The following is an 11295-nucleotide window of genomic DNA, read 5'->3' as shown; positions in this document are numbered from 1 at the left end:
GCACGCCGTCTACGCTTCACTCCGCTATTGTCTTCCAGCAAATTTCCTGCATTTTCTGCATCAAAATGTTTGCAAAACTCGTCTATAATACAAAATAATTCTGTAACTTTGCAATCGGTAGTCATATTAAATATTTTTGTAACTATTTGATTTTCACCTATAAAGGTACAAAATATTTATGAGACTACCAACTTTTTTATAAACTATTTCTTATCCCGAACTGGGGTAATTCTGCCTCTCGCTGCATTTGAGCAATGGTTTGCCGCTCATTATCACCTGAATAGATTTGAACATAATACACATGCCGATAGGCATCCAACAGCGCTTGTTCTTCGAGCGACAATATAGCGTGGTGAATGGAATCAACCTGTCTGTCATTACTGTTTCCAGCAAGAGCCATCGTAGTACATTGAGCCTGCACAACGATTCCGGCCATTAGAATGATCCTTCGAATGTTCATTAGGTGCTTAATTGCTGCAAAATTACTCATTTATTTTGTGTTTCTATCTTTTTTCTTCATAGATATTTAATTTTCTCAGATATTTCTTCAATATCAAAAAAAAAAGCGGTAAGTTTGCAATATGTTTCAATTAAACCTTCCCTCATTTCCCATCCAGTTGGGTGGCACTCGCGAAAAACCGGAGATATTCGACTTTCTTCGTCGTCGCTATGTAAAGCTGACCCCAGAAGAATGGGTCCGCCAGCATTTTGTACATTGGTTGGTGACAGAAAAAGGCTACCCCAAAGGATTATTAGGCAACGAGATTGCGCTACAATGCGGTAGCAAGCGCCTACGTTGTGACTCTATCCTATACAATAAGCAGGCCCAACCCATGATGATAATCGAGTATAAAGCCCCTACTGTTGCGTTAAGTCAGAAGGTGTTCGACCAAGTTTCGTCCTACAACCTTTTACTACATGTTGACTATCTAATGATTAGCAATGGCATGCAACACTTCTGTTGTCGCATGGACTATGAGCATCGATGCTACAGCATCCTGCCTGACATTCCTAACTATGAAGATTTATAGGATTTTCATATTTAGCTCATAAGACCAGTTTATTTTCCCCAATTCATAAATAAGACAAAAGGCGCAGATGATTCTGCGCCTTTTATTTTATCAACGAATTAGGACTTGTATTAAGCCTCATCGTTGGCATCAGCAACCTTCTTCGTGGTTTTGCGGATAGCACGCTTGCGGGGTTTCTTCTCCTCTGCTTTTGGAGTAACGGTCTTAACACCAGCCAATTCCGAATCTACGAGGATACGTCCACAATACTCACAAACGATAATTTTCTTATGCATTTTGATGTCGAGCTGACGCTGAGGTGGAATCTTGTTGAAGCAACCACCGCAGGCATCACGCTGCACATAAACAATACCGAGACCGTTGCGAGCGTTTTTACGGATACGCTTGAATGAAGAAAGGAGACGTGGTTCAATCTTAGCCTCAAGGTCTTTCACCTTAATTTTCAGTTTTTCTTCCTCTGCACGAGTTTCGTCCATGATCTCGTCGAGTTCGTTCTTCTTCACTTCCAAGGCCTGACGACGGTCTTCGATGTTTTCCTTATTGACAGCGAGCTCCTCTTTCTTCTCTGTCACACGATTCTGAGCCTCTCTGATTTTCTTATTACAGAGTTCGATTTCAAGTTCCTGAAATTCGATTTCTTTTGTCAGAGTGTCATATTCGCGGTTGTTCTTAACCTCGTCCAACTGCTTTTTGTAACGTTCCACGCTGACTTTGGCGTTTTCGATATCGCCTTTTTTCTGTACGATGGCAGTCTCATACTCATTGATATCTGCCTGGATTTTCTCGATACGAGTTGTCAATCCTTCGATTTCATCTTCCAGGTCCTGTACTTCCAAAGGTAGTTCACCTCTCAACGCACGCTTCTCGTCGATAGCCGAAAGCGTAGTCTGCAACTGATAGAGCGTCTTCAGACGTTCTTCTACCGGCATTTCTGATGGATCTTTTTTTGCCATTTGCTTATAGATATATAATTGGATTTGTATTTGTTTCTGCTATAAATGTCTTTACATCAGGATATTGACGTTGTATCACATCTTGGAATATTTCACTTGTAAACTGTTCGCTCTGATAATGTCCTATGACACATATCTGGATTCTCTGCTCATATCCGAAATACTGATGATAGTGCATTTCTCCTGTGATAAAGGCATCTGCCAGTTGGTTCACAGCCTCATCAAGCAAGAAGTCACCTGCTCCTCCGCATAGAGCTACCTTGCGGATTGGACGTCCCAATAGCTCATTGCAGAGCGCACATTCCACGTCAAACTGTCGTTTCACCAACAAGACGAAATCATCGGCAACCATGGCTTCGGGCAACAGGCCTATCACTCCACTACCCGATTGTGCGCTGTCAGCCTCACCATTAGCTTGGAGAAATTTCACTTCCTTAAGCCCCAATCGTTCTGCAATTTTCCAGTTGACACCATTTCTGGCATTATCCATATTAGTATGCATCGATGCGATAACGATATGTCGCTCTATGGCTTTCATTACCGTACGCTGCACATAATCTGCACCACAAATCTGTTTCAGTCCACGAAACAAGAGTGGATGATGACTGATAATCAGGTTACACCCTTTTTCTATTGCCTCATCAACAATTTTTTCGTTGACGTCAAGACACAATAATGCCCCTGAAACCTCCGCCTCTGTCAATCCAACTTGCAGGCCAGCATTATCCCAACTTTCCTGTAAGGGCAGAGGCGCGAACTGTTCAAGGGCGTCAAGCACTTGCTGTATTTTCACGCTTCTATGATATTTTATCAATATGCAAAGTTACTGTTTTTCATCGGAAAGACATAGTCCTTCCGATGAACATTATCATTTTTTAACGATTATTCTGGATCATTGTCATGCTCATGACAATAGCTACTACCATCAAAACAATGGGTGCAGACCCGATCTTTGGGCAATCCGATAGATTCGACAAGATCTTCCACATGAGCAAATTTCAGACTCGTCAGTCCCAGTTGCTTGGCTATTTCCTGCACCATGCGCTTGTATTCTGGTGAATCTGTTTTTGCATACTCTGCCAGTTTTGCATTTTCATCGCCCTCAAAATCCTTGATGATGCGACGGGTAATGAGTTCAAGAGGGCTCTTCTGTGAGGTAAAACCGATAAACGGACAACCATACACCAATGGTGGGCAAGAGATACGTACATGTACTTCCTTTGCACCATTATCGAAGAAGGTACGCACATTGTCGCGTAACTGGGTACCACGTACGATAGAGTCATCACAGAAAACAACACGTTGATCCTTCAAAATGGCAGGGTTGGGAATGAGTTTCATGCGTGCCACCAAGTCACGACGTTTCTGGTTGCCAGGAGTAAACGAACGTGGCCATGTTGGAGTATATTTCAATACAGCACGCTTGTATGGTACTTTCTTTCCGTGTGAGTAACCAAGGGCCATTCCTACTCCCGAATCGGGAATACCACAAACGAGGTCGGCTTCCACTTCAGTATCCTTCTCACCCACAATGCGTCCGTTCTTCTCGCGTACTGCTTCAGTATTGATTCCTTCATAGTCGCTGGCAGGAAATCCGTAATACACCCACAGGAACGAGCATATCTGACAACGGCTCATAGGTTTTTGCAACACTTCGATACCGTCGGCACGCAGTTTTACGATTTCTCCCGGACCTACATCGCGCAGTACTTGATAGTCAAGATTGGGAAAACTTGTCGTTTCGCTTGATACTGCATAGGCATCATCACGTTTTCCTATAACGATAGGGGTACGTCCAAGGAAGTCACGTGCGGCAATAATACCATCTTCGGTAAGAATCAACATCGAGCACGAGCCCTGTATTTTCTGATAAACCTTATTGATACCATCCACAAACGAGTCTCCCATATTGATAAGCAATGCCACGAGTTCTGTCTGGTTGATGACATTCGCCGACATTTCACTAAGGTGCATGCGGTTGGCCAACAGTTCATCAGCTATTTCTCTAAGATTATTGATTTTGGCCACTGTGACCACTGCATAACGTCCCAAATGGGAGTTGATGATGATGGGTTGTGGATCTGTATCACTAATAACACCCAGTCCCTGATGCCCCTTAAAGTCGTCAAGTTCATCTTCGAAACGCGAACGGAAATATTGGCGTTCCAACGAGTGGATAGAGCGATGAAAACCGCTTTCCTCATCAAAAGTCACCAATCCTGCGCGTTTGGTTCCTAAGTGCGAATTGTAGTCTGTACCGTAAAACACATCGTTTACACAATCCTTAGTCGAGATCGTACCGAAAAAACCTCCCATTGTATTGCTTGTATTGAAATTACTATACTTTGTTTAGGTCTGCAAAATTACAAAAAATTCATGGAATTACAATAACCCATGCTTTTTTTTTAGTTTTCCATACCGTTTATTTATGCTATATCAATATTCCATCTGCCTCACTCAGCGTCGAAGCCACTCATAGACCATAACAGAAAGCAATATCGACAACACCGAGCAACACACCATTCCAATAGTGGCTGCTACAGCGAAAATACCTGCCTGTATTGGAGGCATCCCACTGAGCATCAAGACACAAAGTATTGCAGGAACTGCCACGAGTCCAGTATCGCGCATCTTGGTCAGCAACGGATTAAGTGCTTTACTCATAGCTCGCACCAGAAATGGGCGCAAGGCTTCTGTTTGCGTTGCACCATTTCCCTGCAAATACTCAAACATACTGGCATGTACCTTGCGATTAAAAGCATAAGTGAGCAACCCACTCCTACTCGCTCTCAAGGCTTCGCCATGAAGCAGAGCCATTACAGGCACCCAAAACCAAATATTACCGAAGGGATTCTGACCCATAATCACCATCACCAGAAGCCCCACAATAAACGTAACAGGTACTACTCCTATTAATATTGGTACAACAAGCCACTTTTTTCGGCAACAAACCATCGTTACTATAACCTCCAACAATAGTAGCAACAGAACGTCAAGCCACCATACGGCTGATTGAAACACAAAATTAAATACCACGACCAGCACCAACATGGCAATAGCCCAACAACCTGTTGTAGTGAGCAGACGATAGAGTAGTCGGCGGTCGTTCTTATAAAAGACGGTCAACGGAATGGCCAACAGCATGAGTCCGGCCAACAACTGAAAGATGATACTATTCATAGTTGTATCTGCTTTTGAGCAATTAGGGGGTTAACAACCAATACCGATGCTCCGTTGCGAGCTGCTTCCAAAAGCATTTTGTCTGCTGTCTGTCGTGTTGCTTCTGATATTTGTGACGAAGGTTCATCCACAACGACGAGCGTCTTTCGCAAGCCAACGGCACGATGCAAAAGCGACAGAAACTGCTCGTCTGCAGTAAGTTGCGACCAAGTCCGACCATCTTCTTCACCTTGAGAAGATTCTTGTACTGAAGTTTCTCGACTATTGATTTTCAGCGAATTTACCGTTGCGTCACATTGTGCTATTGTATCATAGCCCTCTACCAGCGACAGTTGTTGCGGCACATAAGCTGTAGCGCGCCGAAAAAAAGGAGCCGACAATGGAGTTAGCAATTCACCATCGATACTGATATGCCCTCCGTCGATAGACACCATCCCGAGCACAGCCCGAAGCAAAGTGGTCTTTCCTGTCCCTGCTTCACCATATATACCAACCATCTCACCATCGCCCACTGTCAGCGAGCAATCAGCCAAGAGTCCGTCAATCTTTACATGGTGTAATTCTAACATCGGTTGTTTTTTTGATGGCAAAGATACAATATAGTGAATAAAAAGCCAAATATATTCGTGATTTTCTTTTGTACTTCTCCCGATTTGCACTACCTTTGCACTCATGATAAAAAGTAAGAGACGAATGTTGGCCGAATGGGAACCGCAAAGTGCGGTACAACTGACATGGCCTCACAAAGATACAGACTGGGCTCCTATACTGCCAGAAATCACCGCAGTATATGAGGAAATGAAGCGAGAAATAGAAAGCAGAGAAACCGTTATCGTAGTCGATGACATACCACACAACGACACATGGGCACGCGACCATGGTTTCATTACCGTAGAAGGAAACGGCCAACTGATTCTGCTCGACTTTAAATTCAACGGATGGGGCGAGAAATTTGCCGCAGAACTCGACAACGATATCAACCGACAACTCTACGAACAACAGCTGGTGAAAGGCATTTACGAGTCACACCTCGATTTCGTTCTTGAGGGCGGTAGTATTGAAAGCGATGGCAAAGGCACTATCTTCACTACCACCTGTTGCCTGATGGCGCCACATCGCAACCAACCTCTTACACAACAAGAGATAGAACAACAACTGAAAGAATGGCTCGGAGCAGAACGCATCGTCTGGATCAACCATGGTTCGCTCATAGGGGACGATACCGATGGACATATTGATACACTGGTACGCATAGCTCCTAACGACACCTTATTATATATAGGGGCCGACGACGAACATCCCGACCTGTTGCTCATGGAGCAAGAACTCCAGCAGCTACGCACCATCGACGGACATCCCTACCGATTGCTCCGATTACCCATGCCACGTCCCATCTATGATGATGGCGAGCGACTACCTGCCACCTATGCCAACTACCTGGTGATAAATGGCGCCGTCCTCGTACCCACCTACAACCAACCGGACCTTGACCAAGAAGCCATAAGCACCATCGGCAAGGCCTTCCCAGATAGAGAAATCATTGGTATCGACTGTCGCGCTGTCATCCGGCAACACGGATCGTTACATTGTTGCACCATGCAGTATTACTAAGATGAAAACAGGAATCATTCAACAACACAATACGGCGGACATACAAGACAACCGCCAACGACTGGCAGAGAGCATACGTTCGCTCGCCAAACAGGGTGCAGAACTCATCGTTCTGCAGGAACTCCACAATTCGCTATACTTCTGTCAGACCGAGAATGTCGATCTATTCGACTTGGCAGAAACCATCCCAGGCCCTTCTACCGATTTCTTCGGAGCATTGGCACGCGAACTCCAAGTGGTCATCGTCACCTCTTTGTTTGAACGACGTGCACCCGGACTCTATCACAACACGGCAGTAGTATTAGAGAAAGATGGTTCTATAGCAGGAAAATACCGCAAAATGCATATCCCCGATGACCCAGCATACTACGAGAAATTCTATTTCACACCAGGCGATTTGGGGTTCCACCCCATCCAGACCTCTGTAGGCCGACTTGGCGTACTGGTTTGCTGGGACCAATGGTATCCTGAAGCAGCACGCCTGATGGCACTACAGGGAGCAGATATGCTGATCTATCCTACCGCCATCGGTTACGAGAGTAGCGACACACCCGATGAGCAAGAACGTCAACGCATGGCTTGGCAAACCGTACAACGTGGCCACGCAGTAGCCAACGGACTACCCGTAGTGACCGTCAATCGTACCGGCCACGAACCAGACCCCAGCAAACAAACCAACGGAATACAGTTCTGGGGCACCTCGTTTGTTGCCGGCCCGCAAGGTGAACTGCTCTACGAAGCACCACGCGACAGCGAAACCACAGCCATTATCGATGTCAACCTGCAACGCTCCGAACAGGTACGCCGTTGGTGGCCCTTCCTTCGCGACCGACGCATAGACCATTACGATGATATCATCAAACGGTTCATCGACTGACAATCAACTCTCTTCAACAAGCAAACAACAAACAACCCAAACAGAATATGGCAAACAATCTAAGATTCCAAGTGGTAGAAGAAGCCTTCAAAAAGCATGCACTCGATGTGGAGGCACCAAGCGAGAGACCATCAGAGTATTTCGGCAAATACGTATTCAGCCGACAAAAGATGTATAAATACCTACCTGCCGACATCTACAACAAGATGATCGACGTGATGGACAACGGCGCCCGATTGGACCGTTCCATAGCCGATGCCGTAGCGGCTGGCATGAAACAATGGGCAAAAGAGATGGGGGTAACCCACTATACCCACTGGTTTCAGCCACTCACCGAAGGAACTGCCGAGAAACACGATGCCTTCGTAGAACACGATGGCAAAGGCGGAATGATAGAAAAATTCTCAGGAAAACTGTTGGTACAACAGGAACCAGACGCCTCTTCTTTCCCCAATGGCGGTATCAGAAACACATTCGAGGCACGAGGCTATTCTGCCTGGGACCCCACAAGTCCGGTGTTCATCATCGACGACACACTCTGTATCCCCACCATCTTCATTGCCTATACTGGCGAAGCCCTCGACTATAAGGCTCCGCTATTACGATCTATCCATGCCGTAGACAAAGCTGCAACAGATGTCTGCCAGTATTTCTATGACGATGTCAATAAAGTGCAGGTCAATCTGGGTTGGGAACAAGAGTATTTCCTTGTTGACGAAGGACTCTATTCTGCACGTCCTGACCTACTAATGACAGGTCGCACCCTAATGGGACATGAGAGTGCGAAAAACCAACAGATGGATGACCACTATTTCGGAACCATCCCCGACCGCGTACAGGCTTTTATGAAAGACCTTGAGATACAAGCTCTCGAACTGGCCATCCCTGTAAAGACCCGCCATAACGAGGTTGCCCCCAACCAGTTTGAATTAGCCCCCATCTTTGAAGAGTGCAATCTGGCTGTCGATCACAACATGCTGCTCATGTCGCTCATGAAAAGGGTGGCCCGCAAACACGGATTCCGAGTGTTGCTCCACGAGAAGCCCTTTGACGGCATCAACGGATCGGGCAAGCACAACAACTGGAGCTTGTCTGCCAATAATGGTATACTACTCCACGCACCAGCTAAGACTCCTGAGGAGAATCTGCGCTTCGTCACCTTCATCGTTGAGACCTTGATGGCTGTTTTTCATCATAACGGACTGTTGAAAGCATCTATTATGAGTGCCACAAATGCCCACCGCTTGGGTGGCAACGAAGCACCACCTGCCATTATCTCGTCATTCTTGGGCAAGCAACTCAACGAACTCCTCGACCATATCGAAAAGAGTGAGAAAAACGAGCTCTTCAACCTAAAGGGCAAACAGGGCATGGAAATAGATATTCCACAGATTCCAGACCTCATCATCGACAATACCGACCGCAACCGCACATCGCCTTTTGCTTTCACCGGCAATCGCTTTGAATTCCGTGCTCCCGGTTCCGCAGCCAACTGCGCCTCGGCCATGATAGCACTCAATGCAGCGATGGCAGAAGCCCTCGTATCTTTCAAAGAGCGTGTCGATGCACTCATCAACAAGGGCGAAAACAAAATTTCTGCTATTCTCGATGTGCTGCGCGAAGATATACGCACCTGCAAACCCGTGCGCTTCGATGGCAACGGCTATTCCGACGAATGGGTAGAAGAGGCACGTCAACGTGGTCTCGACGTCGAAAAGTCATGTCCCATCATATTCGAGCGCTACCTCGACGAGTCGAGCGTCCGCATGTTCGAACAGACTAAGGTCATGAACCGCAAAGAACTTGAAGCTCGCAACGAAGTAAAATGGGAGATGTATGTCAAGACTGTGCAGATTGAAGCACGCGTATTGGGCGACCTCGCCATGAACCACATCATCCCTGTCTCTACCCACTACCAAAGCAAACTCATTAAAAACGTGCAGGGCATGAAAGACGTCTTTAGTGCAGAAAAGGCCGACAGACTCTCCTCACGCAATATGAAACTTATTGAAGAGATTGCAGAGCGCACCGAGAAGATTGAACAACTGGTAGAAGAACTAACCGATGCCCGTCGTGTAGCCAATCATATCGAGTCCATCCAACAGCGTGCCATCGCCTATCACGATACTGTAGAACCTCATATGGATGCCATCCGTTACGAGATAGACCATCTCGAAATGATTGTTGAGGACGGACTATGGACGCTACCCAAATACCGCGAACTGCTGTTCATCCGATAGCCGTTCGTCCTTTATCCCCCATCCCAAGCGCATGGCTTCTGCTTATTGAAGTCCATGCCGCTTGGGATTTTCATTTCCTCATCACAAATACAACCCTATCAACCAACCATCTCACCGAGTAGCCTCATCAGCATAAACATTTGAGAAAGCTATTGTCACTCATTGTCACCACTTGAGCTGCAGTTTCGTAGGCGTATCCGCGATGCTCATAAACTATCCATAAAAATAAAGAAAGAATGTCATTTAGGAATATAACAGATTGATATTCTTTAAGACAACGTTTTGCCAAGGTATTTCCATTGTTTGACAAAAGTATAGTTCAACGTTTGGCAAAGGGCTTTTCAACTTTTGACAAGGATGTAGTCTAACGTTTGGCAAAGGTTTTTTCAACGTTTGACAAAGGTATTTTCCAACGTTTGACAAAGATGTTATCCAACGTTTGACAAAGGTATTTTCCAACGTTTGACAAAGGTATTTTCCAACGTTTGACAAAGGTATTATCCAACGTTTGATAAAAATATTATCAAGGTTTGAAAAAGTGATGATAAACATCAGTAACTCCGCTTATACATCAATATAGATGGTAGTGGTGGGCGAATTTTATAAGAAAACTAAAATGTTGTATATATGATTTGTCTTTTACCTATTGTAGTTTATCTCACTTAATCGGACGATGTGTTTTAAAATAATAATAAATGATATACGTAAAAAATCCACCTAAGCACGCAGCTGAAATATCTATCCAGTCGATATTTTTAGTGAAAAACGCATCGACGAATTCAAAGCCTATAAGAATTAACATGGATTCTAATATACTTCCAACAATGGATTGTTGCTTATGAGCACGAAGACATCCCTGTATGTAACACACTCCCATAGGGACTCCTAAAAAACTGGTGTAGCTATCTGAAATATGAAAATCACTTAAATGTCTGGAATAAGCATATGGTCTATATATAAAGTTCAAGAATATACAAAGTAAAAGCAGTACAAGACCAACACATATAAACCTTAATTCCGCAACACTATAATTTAACTTTATTTATAAGTTCCTGAGCAACAAAAAGTTGCCCAGGATTTTGCCATGTCAGAATTTTCACTTATCTTAGTGTTGCAAAAAGAAAACAAGCAAAACTCTAATATGACATGGCAAAAATACAAATTAAATCTGAGAAACTCACACCTTTTGGAGGAATTTTTTCAATCATGGAGCAATTTGACTCCATGCTTTCACCCGTTATCGACTCAACACTGGGTCAGAGATGCAGCAGTATCATCGGATATCAGTTCAGCGAGATAGTCCGTTCGCTGATGAGCGTTTATTTCTGTGGCGGCTCATGCGTGGAAGATGTAACGTCACAACTGATGCGCCATCTCTCGTATCATCCTACCCTTCGTACATG

General features: G+C 44.9%; 10 protein-coding genes and 2 pseudogenes. 5 read left to right on the top strand and 7 right to left on the bottom strand.

Translation table 11 applies throughout. From position 1 onward, the window contains the following. Window positions 1-125: pseudogene (locus CIK96_RS13705) on the bottom strand (IS982 family transposase); the annotation flags it as partial. A gap of 71 nt (window positions 126-196) precedes the next feature. Next, the gene (locus CIK96_RS06340; protein WP_144007501.1) at window positions 197-490 is read right to left on the bottom strand and encodes a hypothetical protein; all 294 of its coding nucleotides are present in this window, start codon (window positions 488-490) and stop codon (window positions 197-199) included. A gap of 91 nt (window positions 491-581) precedes the next feature. Between CIK96_RS06340 and CIK96_RS06335 the strand changes: the two genes are divergently transcribed. Next, window positions 582-1031 (top strand): type I restriction enzyme HsdR N-terminal domain-containing protein, encoded by a 450-nt coding sequence (locus CIK96_RS06335; protein ID WP_094389685.1) that lies wholly within the window; start codon window positions 582-584, stop codon window positions 1029-1031. Between the two features lie 110 nt (window positions 1032-1141). Here CIK96_RS06335 and CIK96_RS06330 read toward each other — a convergent pair whose 3' ends face one another. The 5 genes from CIK96_RS06330 to CIK96_RS06310 all read right to left on the bottom strand — a co-directional run bounded on the left by CIK96_RS06330 (window position 1142) and on the right by CIK96_RS06310 (window position 5733). Then, on the bottom strand, window positions 1142-1984 hold the full coding sequence (locus CIK96_RS06330; protein WP_094389686.1) for a zinc ribbon domain-containing protein: 843 nt from the start codon (window positions 1982-1984) through the stop codon (window positions 1142-1144). 4 nt (window positions 1985-1988) lie between these two features. Then, entirely contained in the window at window positions 1989-2777 is a 789-nt protein-coding gene (locus CIK96_RS06325) for a Nif3-like dinuclear metal center hexameric protein (RefSeq protein WP_094440082.1), read from the bottom strand. An 89-nt stretch (window positions 2778-2866) separates the two neighbouring features. Beyond that, window positions 2867-4300, bottom strand: coding sequence for an amidophosphoribosyltransferase (locus CIK96_RS06320; RefSeq protein ID WP_094391454.1), 1434 nt, complete (start codon window positions 4298-4300; stop codon window positions 2867-2869). A gap of 141 nt (window positions 4301-4441) precedes the next feature. Further along, window positions 4442-5164 carry an ABC transporter permease gene (locus tag CIK96_RS06315; RefSeq protein WP_094440081.1) on the bottom strand — a complete coding sequence of 241 codons (723 nt, stop codon included), beginning with the start codon at window positions 5162-5164 and terminating at the stop codon, window positions 4442-4444. Then, entirely contained in the window at window positions 5161-5733 is a 573-nt protein-coding gene (locus CIK96_RS06310; protein WP_158214841.1) for an ATP-binding cassette domain-containing protein, read from the bottom strand. The genes CIK96_RS06315 and CIK96_RS06310 overlap by 4 nt, the downstream gene beginning before the upstream one ends. Before the next feature lie 103 nt (window positions 5734-5836). On the opposite strand from CIK96_RS06310, the gene CIK96_RS06305 reads away from it, so the two are divergent. The 4 genes and pseudogenes from CIK96_RS06305 to CIK96_RS06285 form a co-directional block, all read left to right on the top strand. Continuing rightward, entirely contained in the window at window positions 5837-6775 is a 939-nt protein-coding gene (locus CIK96_RS06305) for an agmatine deiminase family protein (protein ID WP_094440079.1), read from the top strand. Between the two features lies 1 nt (window position 6776). After that, window positions 6777-7652, top strand: coding sequence for a carbon-nitrogen hydrolase (locus CIK96_RS06300; protein WP_173824990.1), 876 nt, complete (start codon window positions 6777-6779; stop codon window positions 7650-7652). A gap of 47 nt (window positions 7653-7699) precedes the next feature. After that, the gene (locus CIK96_RS06295; protein WP_094391450.1) at window positions 7700-9892 is read left to right on the top strand and encodes a glutamine synthetase III; all 2193 of its coding nucleotides are present in this window, start codon (window positions 7700-7702) and stop codon (window positions 9890-9892) included. Window positions 9893-11038: 1146 nt separating this feature from the next. After that, a pseudogene (locus tag CIK96_RS06285) lies at window positions 11039-11295 on the top strand (IS1380 family transposase); the annotation flags it as partial.

It is taken from the genome of Prevotella sp. P4-98, from assembly GCF_002251405.1.
GTDB lineage: Bacteria > Bacteroidota > Bacteroidia > Bacteroidales > Bacteroidaceae > Prevotella.
Note: the sequence above shows the minus strand (reverse complement) of the source record. Positions and strands in the feature narration are given on the sequence as shown.

What these genes read in the sequence shown, in the direction of transcription:
- CIK96_RS06330 (WP_094389686.1), bottom strand. Translation starts at nt 1,984, where the DNA reads ATGGCAAAAAAAGATCCATCAGAAATGCCGGTAGAAGAACGTCTGAAG.
- CIK96_RS06315 (WP_094440081.1), bottom strand. Translation starts at nt 5,164, where the DNA reads ATGAATAGTATCATCTTTCAGTTGTTGGCCGGACTCATGCTGTTGGCC.
- CIK96_RS06335 (WP_094389685.1), top strand. Translation starts at nt 582, where the DNA reads ATGTTTCAATTAAACCTTCCCTCATTTCCCATCCAGTTGGGTGGCACT.
- CIK96_RS06310 (WP_158214841.1), bottom strand. Translation starts at nt 5,733, where the DNA reads ATGTTAGAATTACACCATGTAAAGATTGACGGACTCTTGGCTGATTGC.
- CIK96_RS06340 (WP_144007501.1), bottom strand. Translation starts at nt 490, where the DNA reads ATGAGTAATTTTGCAGCAATTAAGCACCTAATGAACATTCGAAGGATC.
- CIK96_RS06300 (WP_173824990.1), top strand. Translation starts at nt 6,777, where the DNA reads ATGAAAACAGGAATCATTCAACAACACAATACGGCGGACATACAAGAC.
- CIK96_RS06295 (WP_094391450.1), top strand. Translation starts at nt 7,700, where the DNA reads ATGGCAAACAATCTAAGATTCCAAGTGGTAGAAGAAGCCTTCAAAAAG.
- CIK96_RS06320 (WP_094391454.1), bottom strand. Translation starts at nt 4,300, where the DNA reads ATGGGAGGTTTTTTCGGTACGATCTCGACTAAGGATTGTGTAAACGAT.
- CIK96_RS06305 (WP_094440079.1), top strand. Translation starts at nt 5,837, where the DNA reads ATGATAAAAAGTAAGAGACGAATGTTGGCCGAATGGGAACCGCAAAGT.